The 23,360-nt window shown below is 48.2% G+C and carries 18 protein-coding genes; 7 read left to right on the top strand and 11 right to left on the bottom strand.

Annotated features, from left to right (window positions below; all coding sequences use genetic code 11):
* Positions 1–211: 211 nt before the first annotated feature.
* Positions 212–2,233, top strand: a complete 2,022-nt coding sequence (locus JXQ28_14130; GenBank protein ID MBN2278870.1) for a S9 family peptidase — start codon at positions 212–214, stop codon at positions 2,231–2,233.
* A 69-nt stretch (positions 2,234–2,302) separates the two neighbouring features.
* Here JXQ28_14130 and JXQ28_14125 read toward each other — a convergent pair whose 3' ends face one another.
* The 8 genes from JXQ28_14125 to JXQ28_14090 all read right to left on the bottom strand — a co-directional run bounded on the left by JXQ28_14125 (position 2,303) and on the right by JXQ28_14090 (position 8,502).
* Positions 2,303–2,692, bottom strand: a complete 390-nt coding sequence (locus JXQ28_14125) for a hypothetical protein (protein MBN2278869.1) — start codon at positions 2,690–2,692, stop codon at positions 2,303–2,305.
* An 89-nt stretch (positions 2,693–2,781) separates the two neighbouring features.
* Positions 2,782–3,171: a hypothetical protein gene (locus JXQ28_14120; protein ID MBN2278868.1), complete on the bottom strand. Its 390-nt coding sequence runs from the start codon at positions 3,169–3,171 to the stop codon at positions 2,782–2,784.
* 451 nt (positions 3,172–3,622) lie between these two features.
* On the bottom strand, positions 3,623–5,962 hold the full coding sequence (gene ccsA / locus JXQ28_14115) for a cytochrome c biogenesis protein CcsA (protein MBN2278867.1): 2,340 nt from the start codon (positions 5,960–5,962) through the stop codon (positions 3,623–3,625).
* A gap of 6 nt (positions 5,963–5,968) precedes the next feature.
* Positions 5,969–6,367, bottom strand: a complete 399-nt coding sequence (locus tag JXQ28_14110; GenBank protein MBN2278866.1) for a cytochrome c maturation protein CcmE — start codon at positions 6,365–6,367, stop codon at positions 5,969–5,971.
* Positions 6,357–6,473: a CcmD family protein gene (locus tag JXQ28_14105; GenBank protein ID MBN2278865.1), complete on the bottom strand. Its 117-nt coding sequence runs from the start codon at positions 6,471–6,473 to the stop codon at positions 6,357–6,359. Before JXQ28_14105 ends, JXQ28_14110 begins: the two co-directional genes overlap by 11 nt.
* A gap of 1 nt (position 6,474) precedes the next feature.
* A complete protein-coding gene (ccsA, locus tag JXQ28_14100) occupies positions 6,475–7,152 on the bottom strand; it encodes a cytochrome c biogenesis protein CcsA (GenBank protein MBN2278864.1) in 678 nt (225 codons plus the stop codon).
* An 80-nt stretch (positions 7,153–7,232) separates the two neighbouring features.
* Positions 7,233–7,916 (bottom strand): heme exporter protein CcmB, encoded by a 684-nt coding sequence (locus tag JXQ28_14095; GenBank protein ID MBN2278863.1) that lies wholly within the window; start codon positions 7,914–7,916, stop codon positions 7,233–7,235.
* Entirely contained in the window at positions 7,885–8,502 is a 618-nt protein-coding gene (locus JXQ28_14090; protein ID MBN2278862.1) for an ABC transporter ATP-binding protein, read from the bottom strand. Before JXQ28_14090 ends, JXQ28_14095 begins: the two co-directional genes overlap by 32 nt.
* 378 nt (positions 8,503–8,880) lie before the next feature.
* Here JXQ28_14090 and JXQ28_14085 point away from each other — a divergent pair, with 378 nt between their 5' ends.
* A complete protein-coding gene (locus tag JXQ28_14085) occupies positions 8,881–11,805 on the top strand; it encodes a trypsin-like peptidase domain-containing protein (protein ID MBN2278861.1) in 2,925 nt (974 codons plus the stop codon).
* 361 nt (positions 11,806–12,166) lie between these two features.
* The gene (locus JXQ28_14080) at positions 12,167–12,535 is read left to right on the top strand and encodes a PilZ domain-containing protein (GenBank protein MBN2278860.1); all 369 of its coding nucleotides are present in this window, start codon (positions 12,167–12,169) and stop codon (positions 12,533–12,535) included.
* Between the two features lie 87 nt (positions 12,536–12,622).
* Here JXQ28_14080 and priA read toward each other — a convergent pair whose 3' ends face one another.
* From priA to JXQ28_14065, 3 genes are all read right to left on the bottom strand, one after another.
* Complete coding sequence (gene priA, locus JXQ28_14075) at positions 12,623–15,040, bottom strand: primosomal protein N' (GenBank protein MBN2278859.1); 2,418 nt, start codon at positions 15,038–15,040, stop codon at positions 12,623–12,625.
* A 35-nt stretch (positions 15,041–15,075) separates the two neighbouring features.
* On the bottom strand, positions 15,076–16,461 hold the full coding sequence (locus tag JXQ28_14070) for a tetratricopeptide repeat protein (protein MBN2278858.1): 1,386 nt from the start codon (positions 16,459–16,461) through the stop codon (positions 15,076–15,078).
* 93 nt (positions 16,462–16,554) lie between these two features.
* Positions 16,555–17,919, bottom strand: a complete 1,365-nt coding sequence (locus tag JXQ28_14065) for a DUF4139 domain-containing protein (GenBank protein ID MBN2278857.1) — start codon at positions 17,917–17,919, stop codon at positions 16,555–16,557.
* A 300-nt stretch (positions 17,920–18,219) separates the two neighbouring features.
* On the opposite strand from JXQ28_14065, the gene JXQ28_14060 reads away from it, so the two are divergent.
* The 4 genes from JXQ28_14060 (at position 18,220) to JXQ28_14045 (ending at position 23,284) form a co-directional block, all read left to right on the top strand.
* The gene (locus JXQ28_14060) at positions 18,220–19,500 is read left to right on the top strand and encodes a sigma-54-dependent Fis family transcriptional regulator (protein MBN2278856.1); all 1,281 of its coding nucleotides are present in this window, start codon (positions 18,220–18,222) and stop codon (positions 19,498–19,500) included.
* A 278-nt stretch (positions 19,501–19,778) separates the two neighbouring features.
* A complete protein-coding gene (locus JXQ28_14055) occupies positions 19,779–20,312 on the top strand; it encodes a hypothetical protein (GenBank protein ID MBN2278855.1) in 534 nt (177 codons plus the stop codon).
* 69 nt (positions 20,313–20,381) lie between these two features.
* Complete coding sequence (locus JXQ28_14050) at positions 20,382–21,416, top strand: tetratricopeptide repeat protein (GenBank protein MBN2278854.1); 1,035 nt, start codon at positions 20,382–20,384, stop codon at positions 21,414–21,416.
* A 26-nt stretch (positions 21,417–21,442) separates the two neighbouring features.
* Positions 21,443–23,284, top strand: a complete 1,842-nt coding sequence (locus JXQ28_14045) for a tetratricopeptide repeat protein (GenBank protein MBN2278853.1) — start codon at positions 21,443–21,445, stop codon at positions 23,282–23,284.
* Positions 23,285–23,360 lie beyond the last annotated feature (76 nt).

Below are 23,360 nucleotides of genomic sequence, written 5' to 3'. Positions count from 1 at the left end.
TATAGGAACCGACAGGCAGTATCTTATAAACTGGAGGCTTAATTTTTGAGATTTGAAATTATAGGGATTGACGGCAAAATGCCTTTTGGGTGTAACCCCTTTAATTTCTTTCATCAAGCAAAGGGGTTCGACAGAAGTTAGTTGCTGCGTGATATTGAAATTCGTATGGTTATTTATGTAACGAAATAAAACCCAAAAATCCGAGGTGACCATGTCAAGAATAAAATCCCCCAAAATAAAAAAACGACGACTCGTGGCTGAAGATCTCTACCGGCTGGAATTAATGACATGGGCCGTTCTGTCACCCGATGAAAGCCGGGTGGCCTATACGGTCGAGACCATATCCGAGGACCACCGGAAATACTTCTCTCATATTTATGTCGCAGACTGTAAAACCGGTCGCACCCGGCAATATACTCATGGTGAGGTTAATGATCAAAGCCCGCTTTGGTCGCCCGATGGACGGCACCTTGCTTTTATATCCACCCGAAACAAAAAAAGCGGAATTTATATTATCCCGACCGAGGGTGGCGCGGAACGGAAAATTATTGAAGAGGATGGCTCTTTCTCCAGTCTGGTCTGGACGCCCGATGGACGCGAACTGGTTTTTGTCTTCCGGTATAACGATTCTCACACCGAAAAGGATGACAAAAAGAAAAGAGAGACTCCGCTCTATCGTCATATCACCCGTATTTTCTACCGTCTCGACGCCTCGGGCTTTCTGCCCAAAGACCGCTATCATATCTGGAAAGTCGAGATTGAGTCAGGTCATAAAACACAATTGACCGGAGACAGCCGCTATGATGATTATGCTCCGGCGGTCTCACCCGATGGTAAGATGGTGACCTTCGTATCCAACCGTTCCAAAAATCCTGATGTTGATTCCCTGTTGAATGACCTCTTTATTATGCCGCTCAAAGGAGGGAAAGAAAAGAAAATCAAAACCCCGGCCGGACCGATCACTGCCCCGGTTTTCTCACCTGATAGTAAGCGAATCGCTTATATCGGTCATGATAACCCGGACGATGGCTGGGGGGTGGAAAATCTTCATATTTGGACCGTCGGTGTTACAGGCCGCCCGGCCGCACGTGACCTCATGCGTAATTTCGACCGGAGTGTCTATGATACCACTATCAGTGACATGGGTGAAGGCCTAGGAATACAGCCGCTGTTCTGGTCACCGGATGGCAAACGTATTTATTTCGCTTCGTCCGATACCGGCTCAACTCACCTTTTCTATATCCCCTTTCGCGGCGGACGACCGACCCGTATCACCAGGAAACCATGCCATATCAAATGCTTTGATCTTGGTCAAAAAGGACGAACTGTCGCCGCTGTTTATGGCGACCTGACCACTCCGGGTGACCTTCATCTCCTGAAACCAGTCTATGATGCTGACCGAAAATCACAAAAACTGATAACCCTCAACAAAAGGCTTTTTTCCGAAATCGACTTCCCCAAAACCCGTGAAATCTGGTTTAAAAGTCATGATGGTATCGAACTCCAGGGCTGGCTGGTCACCCCTCCGGCATTTAACCGCAGGAAAAAATACCCGGCTATTTTGGAGATTCATGGAGGCCCTCGAACCCAGTACGGCTTCACTTTTTTCCATGAAATGCTGTGGCTGGCTTCCAGAGGATATATCGTCTTTTATACCAATCCGAGGGGCGGCACCGGACGCGGCGAGACTTTCGCCGATGCCATTTCCGGAGGCTGGGGTGAGATCGATTACCGCGACTGTCTTTCGGCCGCCGATTACCTGGAAAAATTGCCTTATATCAACCCCCGAAAAATCGGCGTTACCGGCGGTTCCTACGGCGGTTACATGACTAACTGGATTGTCGGTCATACCAATCGTTTCCGCGCCGCCGTGACCCAGCGTTCGGTGGTCAATCTCGAATCCTTCTATGGTTCCTCTGACATCGGTTATAATCTGAGAAAGGAATTCGATGGCGATCCCTGGACCAATTTCGAAAATTATCGGAAATGCTCCCCGCTGACCTATGCCGGGAATATAAAGACTCCGCTTCTGATAATCCATTCCGAGCAGGATTTGAGATGCGGTATCGAGCAAGCCGAACAGCTTTTCGCCACCCTGAAAATCATGAAAAAGACGGTTGAGATGGTTCGTTTTCCCGAAGAACCCCACGGCCTGTCCCGTCATGGACGACCCGATCGAAGAATTGCCCGGCTGGAATGGATACTGAAATGGTTTAACAAATATCTGAAATAATATCAGCCCCGAGAAATCAAATAGCCGGCCCCAAAAAGCCGGCTTTTTTACCGGCGGGTAATATATTGATTAAAAACCCTTTTCTTTCAAAAATCGGTCGGCCTCATCATAAGACCGAAAAAGCTTGGCGGATTCATCGGCGCCAGCCTGCTCAATCATCTGTTTGAGTTGGCGGGTCGTAACCGGATTATCAATGGCATAGATCGAATATACGGCGCCGTTTTCATGACACCAGCGCATATGCTCACCGATTATCTGGATTATTTCCGGATACGATGACTTCCAGTTGGCCAGATTGGTTAATTTCGACCATTTTTCCCTCAAAAGCGGCTGGACTGCCTGCATATAATCCTCATGATAACTGCGGGCCGTTTCCTCCTTCCAGATGCTATATATCTTTGAAATGACAATCTTGCGCTGCTCATCAATCTCAATATTGTAATACATACTTAGGCTCATGCTGCAACTCCTGATGTATTTGTTCCGAATTGTCCGTCTGGCGGCAATACTTTCTGTTTCCGGCAGTGGTTGAATTCTTTTAACGTTTTCTAAAAACCATTCTCTTTGAGAAATCGGTCGGCCTCTTCGACAGTTCGAAACACCCGGCTGATTTCTTCGGTGCCCCCGATTCCGAACATCCGCTTTAACTGGCTCAAGGTCACCGGATTATCAATGACGTTAACCGAGTAAACCATCCCGTTCTCCCGGCACCATTTTAAATGCTGTCCGATAATTTCAATGATTTCGGGATATGATGACTTCCAGTTACGCAAATCTATCAACTTCGCCCAGGGGCCTTTTAATAGAGGTTTGGCTGTTTCCATAAATTCCCGATAATAGTCATTGGCCGTCTCTTCTTTCCAGATACCATATATCTTCTCCCTTATTATTTTCCGATCCGGATCCGCCTCGATTGTAAAATTCATACTAATATTCATTATAACTCCGATCAATACTGGATATAGCGGAAAACCACGCGTACTATAAGGGCGAAAATGGTATCGACTAGCGATGCTCTAATAAATGATATATCGGCAAAAAGTCAAACACTTTCTGCCGCTCCACAAATAAAAAAGATGCCGCCGTTACCGGCGACATCCTTCTGGGAGGGACTATGTGTAAGGCACTATATTATACGCCGAATTATTAAATTGATCTCAAAAAAATTTAATTTTTTTAGATTTTTTCTCACTATTCTGCGGTTGATACAATTGTCACGGTTTTGTCATTAATATCCCATATGCCGAACTCCCGGAGTAAAAAAAGGATATCTCACTTCAACAGTATAAAACGATAGATTTATGTTAGAATATTAACGTCAGATAGTTGCCGATCATAGACTCAGACAATCCATTCTCCCCCCATCGCAACAGCCGTGGAAATCACCGCTTAAGATTGGTTGTAAAGGCGGCGCCAAAAAGATAAGAATATGCCCGCGAAGACCATAAGAGTGCCGATCCAGAGCAAATTGATCAACGGTTTTCGAGAGATATCGAGAATCAGCCGATCCGGTGGGGCGGTTTCGATCAAACCCGGTATTGAAAAAGCCGCCATTCCATTGTCGGCATAAATCCGATCCAGAAAGATATCATAATCCAATCCCGATGCCAATCGAACCGGTTCCGATTTCATTGACCCCGTCCCACCCGATGGATCACTGACCAGGAGCGGCGTCACCGTATCTATCGTCCCATTGTATTCTACCTGCAACCTGGCTCCGACCGACATGGCCGACTGTGACGCGTGCGACCCAATTTTAAAACCTAAAAAAGTTATCGAAATACTGTCCAGGACCCGGGTTTCCCCTTTACTCAGTATCAGCCCATGCCCACTTTCGGTTTCCTGAACCTCCTGTGGAGACAGATACAAGTCGGAAAACAGCCTTTTTTCGATATGTGGGCGTTTCATAATCCCGTCCATCCGCCGGGTATAGAAATAATGAGGAAAGGCCTCAATCCGTCGACCATCCTTTTCCAGGGTCAGCAATATCTCATTGTTTGGCTCCATAATACTTCCCCGCATCCCATGATAGATAATATCATAACCCATGGCCGTGGAACACCATTCCCTTGGCAGGGTAATCCTTTCGCTGGAAGAAAAAGCCGACGATGCCAGAATTCCGAGAATCATCAAGCCATACCCGAAATGCGTCAGATGCCCGCCCAGATGACCGATTCGATCCGGGATATATTTCCATATTGCGATAATCTGGGAAGCCGCCGCAGTGGCAGCGGCCCCGATAAAAAATAAATAGGAAAAATCGGTGACATCCAGCAATACGGCGACTGCGACCGCCACCACTCCAATGACCATGGCCGCGATGATTTTGCCGGACCAGTCCCCATTCAGATAAATCATTATGGTGAAAACATATATCAGAGCCATCAGGGATATCGTCAGATTGGACATTTCGGTCAAAAATATTATCCCGCCAACAAGCAGGCCAAACGCTCCGGCAATCGTCACCCTCAATTTTAGATCCTCCCCCTTTCGGCCGGCCATATTTATAAACGGGCCCAGGGTCATAAACAGGCTGAAGACAATCGCCAGCGGAAAGGCAAAGGTATTATAGGTCGCCGGTTCGGCGGCCGTTGGTGCTTCCGAAATATACCTGGTCAAAAACGGCAAAGAAGACCAGAATAATACGATCAGACCAAAGGCCAGAAGCAGAACCATCCCCGCCAGAAGAATAAAATCTCGTGAATAAATATTGTAATTCATCGGCCTCCCGATAATCTCTCCGCGGTTGGCCCTTAGAAATATAATAATAGTTCCGATCAGGAAAAGGGTCACGAAGGCAATCAGGACAGCGTTAACCCCCAGATCGACAAATGAATGGACCGAAAAATCGGCCAGCACTCCTGAACGGGTTAAAAAAGTGCCGTAAACCACCAGGAGAAAAATAAAGACCGATAGGAGAAGATTCGATCTTCTCATCGCCCCGATTCTCTTTTCGATCAACATACCGTGAACCAGCGCCAGCGAAATCAACCAGGGAATCAGGGAAGTATTTTCAACCGGGTCCCAGGCCCAGTAACCACCCCAGCCAAGAGTTTTATAGGCCCAGTAACCGCCTAAGACATTGGCAATGGCCAAAGCCAGCGAGGTTAAAACTACATACGGAAAGACCAGCCTCAGCCAGTCGGTGTAATCACGGCGCATCATGGCTGTCACGGCCAGCGCAAACGGCACCCCCGCCATGGCGAAAGCCATAAACATCACCGGCGGATGAATAACCATCCAGGGATCCTGTAACAACGGATTTAACCCGGCTCCCTCTGAAGCCGCGAATTTTAGCGGTTCGAACGGCGATAATGTGATCAGCATAATCATCAAAAATAAATTGACGAAAGTATACACCACCATTCCCGACAAACGATACCGCCCCCCACCGTGAATTATGATCAGACCGAACAGCGAACTGAATAGAAGCCATAGAAGATAGGTTCCTTCCTGCCCGCCCCAGAAGGCCGACACCAGGTAAAAAAACGGCAGATCGGTCGAGGAATAACTGAAAACATACTCTATATTGAAATCATGGCTGAAGAAAAGATAAAATAAATATGTCGAGGCCGCCGCCACCATGACAATCTGAAGGTAATAGGCCCTGGTGGCCAGATTATAAAGATTCTTCCTGCCGATAGAGGTAATTAAAAAGGCCGTTCCCGAAAGAAGGGCCATACCGAATGACAGGAAAATTGCCAGATTGCCCGGAAGTCCAGAGTCCATATATTTCTATCCCTGTGATTGTTCCGCCAGCCCCTGGTATTTCGATGGGCACTTCACCAAAAGCTTCTCGGCCTCGAAAACACCATTCCCCGGTTTTCCTATGACAAGAACCGAAGTGGCCTGGTCGAAATTCCCCGGGACTATACCGCCGTAAACGACTTTCATCCGCTCCGGGATTTTTTCACTGTCGTTCTTGAGTTCGATTATGGAAAATTCCAGCCGATTTTTTTCGGCATCAAAATGAACATCATTGAAATCTATCCGGCCCGCCACCTGAACTGTTCGTGTGGCTTCCCGGGCTTCGGCAAAAGTGACATATTTAATTGTGGTTTTCAGGAAAGCCGAGGCTCCCCAAATAACGAAAACAACTATGATTATCGATCCGATAATATATTTAGCTTTCATTCTTCTTTTCCAGTTTTCTCAACTTCTTATCCAGCGAAAACATATATAAGAATATCCCCAGCCAGATTATGAGAACAACAAGCATTACGATAAAGTTCACATCCATTTTAACTCCCCGATAGACTTTTTTCTGCCAGCCGGGCGGTCCTGACCGACAGGCCGTACATCCATAAAAACAGCATCGTAAATGAAAAAAGCGACAATCCAAAAATAATCGCGACCGACGCGCCCATGGTTATCTGCCCGGTTTTATCCACAATCGAATCGGACGGGTGTTGCGAAAAAACGGCATAAATACGGGGCAGGATAAATATTAAAAACAGCGCCGACACCGCAAACAGAATCGACATAACCGCCGAGAGCGCCGCCCGTGTCTCGGGATTGGGCAAAGCCGACCGAAGGGCAAAATAGGCGCCGTAAATAATCAGAAGAATAAAAATCGAAACTTCCCTGATTTCCGACCAGTTCCAGAATTCACCCCAGGTCATCCGTGCGAAGATCGAACCTGTAACAGTCGCCAGAATGCAGAAAATCAGGCCCAGTCGGGCCGCCGTTACCGCCCTCAAATCATCATCCATTCGGTGATTTTTGAGATATCTTATGGAAAAAAACATGGATATGATAAAGGCCAGCGAAGCCACCCAGGCCTGAGGAACATGAAAATAAAAAATCCGATAAACATCCGTCGCGCCGACCGCACTCCCGGGATTCATCGGCGACGGAGTCATAAAAGCGGCGATTATCACGGCGCCCATAACCGGCAGTAAAAGTATTTTCCACCACATAATATCTTAAGCAATCTTACGTATTGAAACGGCCATAAAGTAACTAAAATAATCTACAATTTTAATCCTCTTTGACATCTTTACTGTCGCCAGACAAAATCAAACAACATCATCGAAACCGTTATCATAACCACATTATAGGCAACCAGAAGTTGCAGTGGCGCGGAGATATCGCCAAAACCACCGCCCGCCAGACCGACCTTGCTGATCTCGATCACCGCTATCAAAAGCGGCGCCAGCACCGGAAACGACAACACCGTAAACAAGGCACCCTTGATCGATGCCCTGGCAACTATGGCCGCAATGATGGTAGTCGCCCCGGCCAGACCGGCTACGCCTAAAGCCAATCCCGTTAAAAATACTGCCCAGTTATTCGGTGAACTATGGAACAGAATTATAAACAGCGGAACGATCAATATTGCCAGCGTTGTCAGGAGAAGCAGATTGAACAACAGCTTGCCGAAAAAAATAGTCAATCCGGGCGACGATAATTTCAGAATCATTGCCGTCCCGGTTTCTTCCTCCCGAATGAACACTTGCGCCAGACCGGACATGGCGGCGAAAAAGAGAATAATCCAGAACAGGGCCGCCAGCAGTTCGGTCGACGGTACCATCATCCCCAGCGACATGGATATCACCGTCAGTGTCACCAGCGCGAACATCACCACGGCGTTGACGGCATACCGGGTCCGAAATTCCGAAACCAGATCCTTACGCGTGACCGCCAATATCTTAGCCGCCCAGTTGACAGAGTTGTCCGGCAAGCGAATACTCCTCCTTCTCATTGGTGGCCAGTATCAAAATGACATTCTCCCGGTATAAATCGATCAATCCACGAATGATTCCCCTACCGGCTTCATCAAGATTGGCGCTCGGTTCATCGAGTAATAATACTTTTGGCCGCTTGATAATGGCCGCGGCGTATTTAAGACGCTGTTTCATCCCGGTCGAATATGCCTCGACCATATCACCGCCCCGTCCTTCCAGACCAACTTTTTTCAGAACCGTTTCGATCTCAGTATTTGTAACCTTTTGACCATTGACGCGGGACAGAAAACGCAGATTTTCGACGGCTGTCAGGGAATCGTATAACGCCAGATATGGAGCCACCAGAGATAATTTCGGACGATACATATCGAAATCCAGCTTACAGCCATTATCTGAAAAAATCACCCGGCCTTTGGTTGGCAGTCCCAATCCCGTTATAATCTTAATAAGAGTCGTTTTCCCTGACCCGTTCGGGCCAACCACCGCCAGCGATTCTCCGGGTTGCAGAGTAAAATTGATATTCTCGAATACCATGCGGCGCCCGAACCATCGCCCCACATTTTCCACATTAAGTCTGAGCATATATTAATCAACAGAATAACGCCTGCGATCGTGTCAAGTCAAGCCTATAAAACCGCAAACATTTCACTCAGTTACGCCAAAATTGCCTTGACTAGTTCCTGTTTTGCCGACACAGAGGTTTTAAAACGTCCGCTCTGTATTCATGATTTCGAATTTATGTTAAGAAATCGATTGCAGGGATTTTTTTTTAGTCTATATTAAAGATGATACTGACATAAACTGACCACAATACTAAAGTATTAAAATTTGAGTCATTCAACATCATAATAAAATTGATTGATTTTATATTGGCTTAACCTCACGGGAAAATCTTCCGACACCGGAACATAATCCCCGTTGACAGGCGATAAACATGGGAAGAAAAAACGAGAGGCAGTTATGAAACCGTTACAGGTGACTATTCTTGCGGCCATCATCATTCTGATTCTGGGTTCCTCCGCAAGTGCCCAGATCAGCGCCGGAGGTACTCCGGTAAGTTTCGGCAAAGCCATTATCACCGAACCGCCGGAGATGGAAATGCCGGCTTTCGATATCCAGGCGATGCTGGCCGAAGATGCCGAGGAAGCCAAGCTGGGGATACCATTCCGTTTCGGCAAACCATTTGAGGTCGATTTTAATCTTGATAATTCCGGTTTCTGGACTGAACTCGAGGATGGCAGCCATATTTGGAGAATTCAAATCGTTTCCCCCGGAGCATATTCCATCAATTTGATTTACAGCCGATACCGTCTTCCCGATGGAGCCCGGCTCTTTGTGTACAACGAAGACCGGACCGCCGTCCTGGGAGCCTTCACCTCGGCCAACAATAAAGACCACGGGCAGTTTGCCACTTCTCCCACCCCCGGCGAAGCCTGCGTGGTTGAATATTATGAACCGGTCGATGTTCGCGGCAAGGGTGAATTGACCATCTCGAGTGTCATACATGGTTATCGCGATGTTTTCGGATTTGGTCGAACCTCGGCCGATAAAGGCTATGGCGAATCGGGGTCATGCAATAATAACATTAACTGTCCCGAGGGAGAACCGTGGCAGGATGAAAAACGCGCCGTGGCCATGATCCTGACTGCAGGCGGTTCGCGGATATGTTCCGGATCCCTGGTCAACAATATCCGTCAGGATGAAACCCCCTATTTCCTGACTGCCAATCACTGTCTCGGCGGTGAAACCACCTGGATTTTCATGTTTAATTATGAAAGTCCCGGATGCACCAATGCCAATGGGCCGACCTATATGACCGTCCAGGGTTCGACCCTCAGGGCCACCTATACCACGTCCGACTTTGCCCTGCTGGAATTGACTGAACAGCCGCCGGAATTTTATGGTGTTTATTTCGCCGGATGGTCCAATATCGATGTTGCCTCGACTTCCTCGACCGGCATCCACCACCCCAGCGGTGATATTAAAAAGATCTCTTTCGATTACGATCCTGTCACATCGGCTAATTATCTCCAGACTTCCGGAACCACCCACTGGCGGATCGGTAACTGGGAAGACGGGACGACCGAAGGCGGTTCCTCCGGTTCACCCCTGTTCGATCAGAACCACCGCGTGGTCGGACAGCTTCACGGCGGTTATGCTTCATGCACCAGTATAACTCCGGACTGGTATGGTAAATTCGCCATGTCATGGGACGGCGGCGGGTCATCCTCAAACCGTCTCAAAGACTGGCTCGATCCCGATAATACCGGGGCTACGACTCTTGATGGTTTCGATCCCTATGCCAGTGTTACCATCACCCATGATCCTTTATCCAATACCATTGACACTTTGAACGACTACGGAGTAATCTGCACTATCAAATCCAATGCCGATCTGGTTGCCGATTCTCTCCTTCTTTTCTACGAAATCAATTCCGTCTGGTCCACTGATTTGCTTGAGTCAACCGGTGCCGGCGACGAATATCATGGTTTCATCCCGACTCAACCTCAGGGAACCTCGATCTATTATTATATATTCGCCAAAGATTCAGAAGGTCGAGTTGATACTACCGATATTTACAGCTTTATGGTCGAATACATTCCCGCCATTTCTGTAACTCCGGCCTCTTTCGATATAACCCTGGAACTGGATCAATCGACTCAGGATACTCTGGTGATTACCAATAGCGGCCTGGGGATTCTCAACTACAGTATTAAGACCGAATCGACGGCTAAAAACAGCGGTCTGATAGCCCGGCTTGAATCGGAAAACGGTTTGGCTCCCGCCCGTCGGGATTATTCAGAAGAATTTTATACCTATTATGAACCAAAAGGTGACTCCCCTTCGCTCTGCGGGTATGTGGTCGATAAGGATGCCGGCGGCCCTGATGAGTACGGTTACTACTGGATTGATTCCGATGAACCCGAGGGCCCGGTTTTCGACTGGATCGATATTACCGGAAGCGGGGAGGATATGGCCGACCTTCTGGACGATGACAGCTATGCCGGTCCGTTCGATATCGGTTTCGCCTTTAATTTTTATGGCAACGTCTATACTCAATTGTATGTCGGCTCCAACGGGATTATTGGCTTCGACACCACCAGTATGAAACTGCGCCAGCGAACCCCTCTGCCCACCGCCACCACCCCGAATAATATCATGGCTTGGCTGTGGGATGATCTCGATCCAACCGATGATGCCAATCCCGGCGCCCAGGTTCTCATCCATAATGATGGCAGTCGCTGTGTGATCCAGTTTGTTGACTACCCCGAATATAACGCGGCCACAGGCGATGTTATTACTGCCGAGGTAGTTTTATATAATGACGGGACAATTATTTATCAGTATCTGTCTATTGCTTCCGGATTCGATGTTTCATCCTGTGCCGTGGGAATAGAGAGTGCTGATGGCACTGATGGCCTTGAAGTAGCCTATCTTTCCGAGTATCTTCATGATAGTCTGACCGTCAAATTCTTTCTTCCTTACCAGTGGCTGACCATGGGCAAAACGGCCGGCGTTCTCGAATATAACATGGCTGATACCATCCCGTGCGAATTCGCTACCGCTGAATTAGATACCGGTCTGTATAATCTGAATATTATCATTTCCAGTAATGATCCCGATCAACCGGATAATCCCTGGAATATTCCGGCCCAGCTTCATGTCACCGCCGAACCGACTTATGTCTGCGGCGACGCCAGCGGAAACGGATTGGTCAATATCCTTGATGTCACCTTCCTGATTAAATACCTTTACCAGGATGGACCCGCACCGGATCCAATCGAGGCGGGTGACGCCGACGGAAACGGAGCGATTAATATTCTTGATGTCACTTACCTGGTCCATTATTTATATTTGGAAGGTTCGGAACCGGTTTGTCCATAGGCATTGAGTCAGCGGGAATATCCGGCCAAGAAATCAATACTCTCAAGACAGCCTCACCGGGGCTGTCTTTTTTTATACAGTTTTCTATAGGGGAGTCTTTTAATCCTCTATCGTACGGTTCTTCATATAGTAGCAATCAATAGCCGAACAATAATATAGAAAAATAAATGCCATATTCTCATCCCGCCGCCGTTATATCTAAACTGGTTACGGGTTTTTGATTTTCTTCAAGATTATCGTATCAGAGGTCGATAACCGGAATATAGCTTCATGAACGGTGCTCTCGCACCTTCCGAAGTCAGATAATTGAAACTAATTTCGATCACGATAGACTGATGTCTGAATTGGAAGGAGAAGCGATATGAATGAAAGGCGAAGACACGAAAGAAAACCGACCAAAACCTATTTCGCCGTTCTTGATCGGAAAACCGACCTGCTCATCGGTTGCCTGGCCGATATTTCTAAACAGGGTTTGAAACTGGTAGGCGAAAAAGAAATCTCGGTAGGTACTGTCGAGCAATTACGACTGGTTATGCCAAAAGAGATTGATGGCAGTCCTTATGTCACATTCGATGCCACCTGTGTCTGGAACCGACAGAGTGATGACGGCAATTATTTCGACATGGGTTTCCGGTTTTCCACTATTGCTCGAAGCGAATTGAAAAGAATCGACAAACTGATGCGCAGTTCCCTATTCAGGGTGCACAAACTGGCCGTTGTCGGACCATAATGGTTTTTGCATTCGTGTAATCCGATCCGGATTCTGGGCCTGACACGGCAGGTTCAGGACCTGTGATCGCTCCGCCTTAAAAAGCCCTCACATCATATCATAGGGATCGATATCGACCACCGGCCTGGCACTCGAAATCAGACCAAAATTAGACTCGTGATATTCCCACTCTCCGATGATTCTGATCGCCTTGAGTATCTGTCTGGTTTTCAGAAACAGATGGCGGCGGTACATCCCCCGCAACCGGTACAACGGGCTGGGAGCCGGACCGAGAATTTGTCCCGACAAATCATTCTCTTTCACTTTCATTTCCAGGCGTTGCCGGAAATCCAGGGCCGATTTCTCCAGTGACTTTTCATTTTTTGACGACAACCGGAAATTTATCAGATGCGCAAATGGCGGATACTGCAACTGCTTCCGCGACAATATCTCCCGGGCGTAAAAGGAGTCATAATCCTGCCGCGCCGCATCATCGATCAGGTCCGTCTCAGGATTAAAAGTCTGGATGACCACTTCCCCCGGAATAATCCCCCGGCCGGACCGCCCCGAAACCTGGATCAGCTTGGCAAACAGTTTTTCCGAGGCCCGAAAATCGGGCATATCCAACCCGATATCTGCCATAAGGACTCCGACCAGAGAAACATCGGGGAAATCAATTCCCTTGGTCACCATCTGAGTTCCCAGTAATATATCGTGTTTCCTCGAGGCAAATTCCGACAGGATCACATGGACCCTGTCCCGACCGGCCGCCGAATCCGAGTCCAGCCGAACTATGGCCGCCTCGGGAAATAATTCGCCCAGCTTATCTTCGATTTTTTGCGTCCCCGTCCCCAGATGAAGGAAATTATCCCCACCGCAGGATGCACATTTATTATAATTGCTGTTTATAAAGCCGCAGAAATGACACACCAGCCGATTGCCCGAACGGTGATAGGTAAGACTGATATTGCAGTGCGGGCATTCCGGAGTAAAACCGCAGTCCAGGCACTTAATCCGAGGGGAAAAACCGCGCCGGTTAAGATAAAGAATAATCTGGTTTTTTTCGTCCAGAGATCGGCGGATTTTGTCTTTAAGAATCGGCGTAAAAAAAAGATCCCCCGTCGAATATCGCTCTTTTTTCAAATCAACAACCCGAACCAGTGGAACCGCCGCCTGTTCCGGTCGGCGCGTCAGTTTGAGAAGACGATACCGGCCCGACTCGGCATTGTAAAAAGACTCCACCGAGGGTGACGCCGAACCCAAAATAATCGGAATTCCGGCCATCTTGGCCCGCATCACGGCCGCATCGCGGGCTTGGAAACGCGGCGAGGGATCATCCTGCTTGTATGATTCATCATGTTCCTCATCCACCACGATCATTCCAAGGTTCTCCATTGGTGAAAAAATGGCTGAACGAGCCCCGATAACTATCCGGAAATGGCCGTTACGAATATTCTGCCAGACCAAAACTCGTTCTCTGGATTTCAGGGCCGAATGCAAAAGCGCCACCGAATCGCCGAAAAAAGCTTTGAAATAGGTCAGAAGGGTTCCGGCCAGGGCGATTTCCGGAACCAGCACCAGAACCGTCCCTCCGCGTTCGAGAACCTCCCGGGCCAGGTGGCAGTAAACCAGAGTTTTGCCCGATCCGGTTATGCCGTATAATAAAAATGGTTCGAACCGCCCCATACAAGCCATAATCTTTTTTATCGCTTCGGCCTGCTCATTATTAGGAGTGATCGTGTTAATCTCCGGACGCGGTCGAAAATAGTCGAACAATCCCGGCAAGCCGTAAACCGGCATCAGAGTATTTTGTTCAACCATTTTGCGAAAACGATATTGGCTGACGCCGCTTTCAAGAATCGCCTCCCGGCTTAAGAGATCGGCCTCCGGGGCAAGAGACGCCAAACGATCATAATCCTTATTCCCTTCGCCATCCAGTGGTGCGAGCTTGTACCCCAGTATAATTTCGCCTTTAATCCCCGCAATCCCCGACCAATCTGCTTTAAGGGCTCCGGTGGTCACCAGCCTGTCAAGCAAACCCGGCCATCCGGCTTCCATGGCCTTTATATCCCCGGCGCCGAGAATACCTTTGGCTCCAAGCCGACGTCGCCATCCTGCCTCAAGTCCGGATTCCCCGGCGACCTGTTCGAAAATATCCGTTACCCGGTAATGCGGCTTACGAATTTTGCGTAAGTCCGGCGGCAGGGAGGCATTGAGAACATCACCCGGATTGGCAAAATAATACTCACTCATCCATTGTAGGAATTTCCATAGCTCGGAATTGAAGAGCGTCTCATGATCTATGACGTCGATGATCGGTTTCAACCGTGCCTTCGGTTCGATTCCGGTCGATTCGACATAATATCCGGCCACCCGGCGGCGTCCCAGCGGAACCAGACAGCGTTGCCCCGGCCGAAGAGAAATCGTCCAGCCTTCGGGTAGACTATAGGTAAACAGCCGCGGCGGCATGTTGGGGATAGCTATATTTACCAGTCGGTTTTTCATCTGAAAAAAAAGGCAGGCCATCCTGGCGGCCTGCCTTACTCCTGCCGATTGACAGGTTACATATTTTTCAATTCTTCGGCCTTGCTTTTGGCGGCTTTGGCCTTCTGGGTCTGGCCCGATGATTCATACAGGTCGGCTAGAATTTCCCACAAACGCACATCACTTGGATCCAGCTCTGAAGCCTTCTCGAATGGGGCTATGGCCTCATCGAATTTCTGCAACTGAACGTAGGTATCACCCAAATCGATCCAGTGTTCCTTCCGGTTTGGCTCCAGTTCCGTCAACTTGGTGAAAACCATCTCCGAAGCATTATAATCCCCGGTAATCATGCTGATAATTCCGTAATTTTCCAGACCGGTGATATTTTCCGGATTCAACTCGACACCTTTCTTGAAGTAGGTCGCGCAGGAATCGAACAGCCGATCGCGCTCAACTATGAATTTCTCCGCACTCTTTTGATCCCCATTGGTCTGGTACTCCTTGACGGAATCTGAAATCCTCTGCGATTTCAGCAGGTAATACTGACCGATATCGATAAAGGCATCGGCATCGGTGGAATCCGCCTTGACGACCATCATATTGTAGGCAAAGGCCGAATCATACAACTGTTTATTATTGAAACAAATGGCCACATTGGTCATCGTCCCGACATCATCGGGAACCTTTTCCAGCAGCTTCCGGAACCACAAGATGGCATTATCCCAGTCATTCTGCATAATAAAGGCATAGGCAATATTCTGAATTATATTAAGAGAATCGGGAACGATATTATGGGCCTTGATAAACCAGGCCGCGGAAGAATCAAGCATCTTCAGACGGTCATAAACTATACCTGTACCCTCAAAAGCCCGGTACTCACTGGGGTCCACCATCATCGCCGCCTTGAAATAAAGCAGACTGCTGTCAACCGCGGCATCAACGATTTTCTTAGCTTCCGCTTCGATCACGGAATCGGTTGCATTGCGGTAGGTCGGAAGATATTCCTTGTCAAGATGACCCAGGACAGTTATAGCGCTGTTGAAATTTTCGATCCATAAAGCGGATTTGACCGAATCCAGAATATCATGATATTCCTTACAATTCTTCTTCAGCTTTTTATCCGTCTCTTTGTCATCGCAACTGATGTAAACTGAATCATAACTGGTCATCATGGAATCAATCAGGTCGTTTTTCCTGGCGAGATCGTATTCCCGGCTGACATATTCCCCATAAATACTGCCTTTATAAAAATAAGCTTCCGGAAGCGGACCTTCGTTTTCCAGGACCTCATTAAGATACCCCATGGCTTCCTCAAGTCGGGGGGGATTCCCGCGCATGGCAATTTTGGCCGATGAAAGCAACGCCCCGGCGTTTTTAATTTCCTTCTTCCGGCGCTCCGCAAAAACCGGTACGGCCAGCACGGCAATCAGAACAAAAATAATTATCAATTTAATCCGTTGCATTTAATCCTCCTAACTCCAGTTCGCCTCGTCTCATCCAATTTAAATGGCGAATTTAATATCTTTTGTACGCCCTGTCAACCACATAAAATCGTTCTAACTCCTGATCCTCACCAGAAAGTCGATAACCGCCTTTCCGTTGGCCAATACCGGGACCTCGAATTCAATCGTCACAGCGTCCTTTTTCTTATACTCATAATTCGTCTTGATCATCTCCCAATCACCGTAAAATTTCTTCTCGACCTGGATAGTGACGTTCTCATCCTTATGATTGCGCAACTCTATTTCATAAGAATATTCTTCCACCCGTTGGGAGACTTGTTGCATGTTGAGTATCTTGGTCTCAGCCGAAATATCGAAAGCATTGCCAACCGTCAATTTCACTTCCTCGTCTTTGGGCGTATGGTCGATTCGGTCCTCGCCCAGCAGTATCATGGAACCATCGCTGTCGGCTTTGAAAAGACGGACTCTCCCTTCCGGAAGCGGCATCCCCAGACCGGCCTGGATCGAATTGACGAATTCCACCGAAACCTTGACATTTTTATCATTAACATCCGGTTGATAATAATATTTCTTGGTTACCCTCGAAGCCGTCGGATCGAACAGAGAAATCTGCTTTATCTCATTATCCGCAATAGTCGCCTTCCGCGGAAGAGTATAGAGATGATACTCGAAAAATTGTTTTTCTTCAAAACCGGCCGAGCCCTTGGCCAGCATCATATCCTCGGCCTGCGGTAGATATCGCCCACCTCGTACCTGAGGCGTTGCCCTATTAATATCCCCGGCAATCAGCTTTAGAGTGGCATCACGGTAGGCCGCGCCGGAATTATTGGTGATCGAGGCCCAACCCGAAAAAGCCAAATCTTTTTCCTTTTCATCCAGTATCCCCACATACTCCGCCGACCAGTTCAGACCGGCGGTCTGATAACTGACCCGGCAATCGGCTTTTCCGGTAAAATCCGAATTGTATTTCCAGAACAGCGTCGGCCGAGTCACCAGCCCTTCAGGCAAACCAGGCAGGTTAGCATTGACCACCTTTTCCATCCGGACGATTTGAATCTGGCCTCCCTCACCCCTGAGAACCGATGATTCCCGGTTGGTGGATAGCAATTCTCCGCTGTACATCTGGCCGTTTTCATCCATCAGGTCAATCTTCCGGTCGATATATTTGGCATATATTTTATCCGGTGACGCCAGATCATAAGAAAAATTCTGCTCCAGAATCACCGCCGCCTTGTTTTTCTCAACCATCTCGAATCCAACCGAAGTCGGATCGATCTGCGAGGGCACGTCGACAAATGAAACCATTCCCATCCCCTTGATAAAATCAAGCGCCCGGGTTTCATGGACCACACCCAAATTACTGTTATAAACCGTGACTGAAAGATCCCCGGCCACAGCCCACCCACAACCGATAATGGTTGCTAAACCAACCACTCCCGAAATTAAAAATCCTCTCACTTAATCCTCCTTAAATGATTTGTAACTTATACACCGACAATTGGCAATTCTTCCCCGGCAATCAACAAAAATCTGCCCTGTTTCCTGTAATCCGTTATTCACTCGATATTTATATGTCCGGTCTTGAAGTCGGAAAATATCAAAATCGACGGGAACAACGTCAAAACCGTTTCTTAACAGATTCAAGTATTTGCCGATAAACAGGATATGGCCGCAATATATCAAACCAGTATCATCCTCTTCGGGAACAAATTGAATTCTCCCCGATGGGATGAAATTCGGGCAGGAATGAATTCCCCGGTGGCTGGGTTGTCAGTTTGCGATAAACCCGGTATTCCTCCCTGTCAGACTGCCGAGGCAACAGCCTATATCGACCTGGAAAAGGAAGAATTCCGGCAGGAATCATTCTACGAGGAGCTTTCCGAATCATTCGATAAATTGAAAATAATCGGTATCGCCGATTCCATTTCCGACGATCAAACTCTGCGGTTGGCGCGGATGGGCGTTTCTGAAATTCTCTCCCACCAGCAATATCGGGATCACCTGGAAAGTCTGCTAAAAAAGGAAGAAACATCACCAGCAGTAAGTACTGTTGTTGCAAATAAATATGATATTTCCGCTATTATCGGTCACTCGCCCCGAATTATGGCTACCAAGGAAATGATTGATAACCTCCGTGATGTCGATTATCCCAATGCCATTATTTTCGGCGAAACCGGAACCGGCAAAGATTTACTGGCCAAGGTGATGCATTATAGCGGTATCCGCCGCAATAACCATTTTATTGAGGTCAATTGCTCGGCCATCCCCGATGAATTATTTGAATCGGAATTGTTCGGCCATAAAAAGGGTGCTTTCACCGATGCCCGGAACGATAAAAAGGGCCTTTTTGAATTCGCCGATAACGGGACCATCTTTCTTGATGAGATCGGTAACCTTACCCCCTCGGCCCAGGCCAAGTTACTTAAGATTCTCGAAAGCCGAAAACTCCGACCCCTCGGCACCGTAAGAGAAACCGAAATCAATGTCAGGGTTCTGGCGGCCACCAATATCGATCTTGAACGGGCTGTGGGTGACGGCCGCTTCCGCGAGGACCTGCTTTTCCGCCTGAACCTGATCGCCATCCATCTTCCTCCCCTTCGGGAACGTAAGGAGGATATTCCCGATCTGGCCAAGAATAATTTCGAATTTTATCGGTCTCTTTATAATAAAAAAACTCTGGTTCTCGAAAAAGGTGCCATTGACAAACTGGTCGAACACCACTGGCCCGGTAATGTCAGAGAATTACGAAATGTGATTGAACGTTCCGTCCTCCTGACTCTTTCGCCTAAAATCGGCGCCCGGCAAATCGGCGAGGCTATTATCAACGGTCGTATCACCGCCCGGGAGCGAAAATTTATCAGAGTGGAAATTCCGGAAACCGGCCTTGCCCTGAAATCCATCGAAAAACAGATCGTGGGCGAAATCCTTAATATGGTATCCTGGAATCGTTCCGAGGCCGCTCGGATTCTCCACATATCCCGCGCCCGGCTTCGGAGGATTATGGAAGAGAATAAGTTACAAAAAGATCGCCGCCATTGATAAAAAACCGGTTCATTTTGAACCAGTTCGTATTTAGAGACAATGCCATACCTCACAAAAGCTTAACCACAATTCAACAGCTCGGTATAAAAATTGGGCTGGTTTGTTTTGAACCAGACAACCCATCGGCCCGCTTTTAAATGGGTCTTTCGATCGCTGTCGACAGGACCATAATCTTTTGATAGATAGAGACATAAACAACAAAATCCCATTTCGGCACAAATTTTGTCTATATCCTTTTACGAAGCACTAAAAGGGTTAACGGAAGGGAGAACGAAATGGTTAAAATGAAGGATTACAGAAGCATCATGGCCTTGACGGCTCTGGTTCTGATGGCCCTGTTCTCGACGATCGGCTGTTCGAAAATGCCGACCGCCAACGATGATCCGGCCACCACAACGCTTCTGAAACGCAATCTGTCGGCATTGAAAGTTACTGATGCCGTGGCACATATCGACACTGTTCTGAACGCCGCCGAAGGCGGAGTTGTGACACTGCTCGATGTGGAACTGGATTTCCCACCCAAGGCACTGCCGAATGACACCTTGATTTCCATTGACATTCCCGATCTGGCGGTGTTTGCCAATGATTTCGGAACCAACGGGCTGATCTTCAATGTTCCGGTCAGGGTGACCATGAGTTATCGTGACGCCGATCTTTCCGGCCTGGACGAAACCACCATTAAAATGGCGTGGTACAATCCCCATAGCGGCAATTGGGATATCATTGACTGCCATATTAATCCTCTCGATATGACGGTCACAGCCTTTGTCAGTCATTTTTCCGCCTATGCCCTGATAACCGATGAATGAACGAGGAGCTTTGGATATTAACGGCCCAGTAAAGGCAAAAATTAGAGAATAATGGTAATAGGTGAACGCATGAAACAGGATGCAAAACAGCTACTCGATCTGGCCAAAGGCTGGATGAAGCAGGGAAATACGACGGTCGTATTCCAGCTCCTTAGAGATGCGCTCAAACTCAATGAAGCCGATCAGGACAGAATGGTTGGGGCCATGATTTCCAAGGAATTAGGTCGAGCGTTCATGCAGACCGGCCAATGGGACAGGGCAGATGATGCATTCCGGCAGGCCGCGACAATCTACCTTTATGAGGCGGACTATCGCGGAGCGGCCGAATCAATCAGGAATCTTGCAAATATGAAATTCCAGATGGGTCAATTCGGTGATTGCGAATTGTTGTGCGATCAGGCTGTCGATCTTGCCACCAAATCTGGTGATTTCCAGCTTCGGGCAACTATCCTGAACACCCAGGGGGCCCTGGCATCAATCCAGGGTATGCAGAAGGAATCGATTAAAATCTTCAATTTGTGCCTGTCAGACTTCCGCAAAGCCGGTAACCGATTGCGCCAGGCTTACGCTTTGCATAATATCGGCCTGGCATACCTGGAGCTCGGACAATTCCCCGAGACTAAAAAGGCTTTCGAGGAAGCTATGACTATGGCTCTGGAGAACAACGATACCAACCTGGTTGAAATTTGCTACCAGAATATGGCAAAACTGCAATTAAAAACCGGCGATATCGTCGCCGCACGCTCGCTAATTTCAGCGGCGGAGGAGTTACTTGATACGCTTAAATCTCCCCAGCTGGCCGCCGATCTGGCCATTATCAAGGCCATGGTTTACCGCCAGTCCGGGGATCAGCGTCAGGCGCGCACTATTATCGACCGGGCCCTGAAGCTCACCCGTTCCAATAACCTGTTGCAGCACGAAGCGGAACTCCTATATGAGCTTGGCTGCCTGGAAATCGAAACCGGTGAAGCCAGTGCGGCCCGTTCTTCGCTTGAAGCCGCCATCACCTTGCTTAAAAAAACCGGCGGTAATCAACTGAAAAAAGCTGTCGAAAAGCTAAAGAGTTTGGAGGCTTCGGCGAAAAATATGATAAGAGCTGCATGAATACCGCCTGAAGGGAATGCCGCGGAATGAAACAAATAGCCGGCCCGCCATCTGAATACTCCGGCATCAAGTGGGTTGAGACTCTTTACGAATTCCTTGAGCTCGCTCGCAAGGCAAGCGATAGCTTCGACTACGAGCGAGCTCTGATGCATTTGGATAATCTGGAACAACTCTGGCTGACCAAAGGACTCCCCGCTTTTTCACCGGAACTGCGTTATGACTTGCATCATGAGAAAGGCAAGGTCCTTTCCCGGCTGGGTCGATACGCCGAAGCGGTCGCCCAGTACCAGCAACTTTTGGAATATTGCCAGGATAAAAATCTGGCCCCCCGGAGGGTCGAAGTTTTCCTGGAAATCGGCCAGCTTCTCGCTAAAACCGGCGAGCTGGATCGGGCTCTCGGTTATGTCCACCGCGCTCTGGCGGGCAACCGCCGTTTGAACGATCCCCTGGGAATTTGTAAAAGCCTCCGCAACCTGGGTGCTATTTATATTGAGCTGGGAGAATTCGATGATGCCGAGGCCGCCTATGAAGAAGGGATCGGTATCGCCCTCAATAATCAGCTGAATCTCCTCCATGCCGATCTGTCCAATAACCTCGGGACAATCAAAAATATTAAGGGCGAATGGCAGGCGGCTCTGGAATGCTACAAAACCGCCCGGACTACCTATGAATCCGAGGGGGAAGTCCGCAAATCGGCGTATACATTCAATAACATCGGGATCACTCTGATGGAGCAGGATGATTATGAACAGGCCCATCAAAACTATGTCGCCGCCCTGCGGATTGCCGATAGTATTAAAGATGAATCGCTCATTTTAATCCTGAACATCAACCTGACCGACTTGCTTCTCAAAATAAAGAATATCCCCGAGGCCCGAAAATACTGCCTGTCCGCTCATCAGTTGATTCGCAATAAAGGTCTCAAGAATAGTCAGCTTGTCGAAACCATCAAACTGGCCGGGAAAATAGCCCTGTTCGAGGAGAATTACAATGAGGCTCTGGCCCGGTTCAATGAAGCCCGCGACCTGTGTGAGGAACTCGGCCTGCAGTTTTTAGAAGCTGAAATCCTGTTTGAAATCGGCAGCCTCTGCCAGATGACCGAGCAGCATATGCAGGCTCTCCAGATTCTGGAACAGGCCTTCCAGCTGTTCCATCAACTCAATGTAACCGGCCGCCTTGAAAAAACCCGTAAATTGATTTGCTCGGTTGAAGACTTATATTTGAAAGTCTTTGAGGCTATGGCTTCCCAGGTCGACCAAAAAGACCCTTATACCAAAGGGCATTCCGACCGTGTCGCCAACCTCGCTCTTTTCATAGCCCGAAAACTCGGCCTCTCCGATCATGAAACCAAATCGATTGTCGCCGCCGGGCTGTTGCATGATATCGGAAAATTGCAGGTTCCCGATGAAATCCTTAAGAAACCGGGGCGACTGACACCGGCGGAATTCGATGAAATCAAAAAACATCCCGATACCGGAATACGGATCCTGGCCGGCATTAAATTGCCTTGGGAGGTCATTCCCCTTATCCGCCATCATCATGAAAAATTCAATGGCGAAGGATATCCGTCGGGCCTTTCCGGTGATAATATCCCGATCGGCGCCAGAGTTATATGTGTGGCCGACGTTTTCGATGCTTTGACTTCGGCCCGGCCTTATCGTAAGGCCTTCGATGCCTCAAAAGCCATCGGCATCATGGAGAAAGAAATGATCGGATCCTTCGATCCGGTCGTCCTGGAAACCCTGATTGAATTAATTACTATCGGCGAGATCGATCATATCATCAACCGCCAGACCGATGCCGACGAGATGTATAAAATATGGGCGCAGTGCCGTTTCACGCCAAATCGCGTCGAGAGCCTGGTCTGATTTACAATTCCAATAAATAAAGATTGCCTTAAACCATCTCCTGTCTTATTTCTAATCGTATTGACCGAATAATGAT

The sequence above is a fragment of the Candidatus Zixiibacteriota bacterium genome (assembly GCA_016933955.1).
Classification (GTDB): Bacteria; Zixibacteria; MSB-5A5; order GN15; family PGXB01; genus JAFGTT01.
Note: the sequence above shows the minus strand (reverse complement) of the source record. Positions and strands in the feature narration are given on the sequence as shown.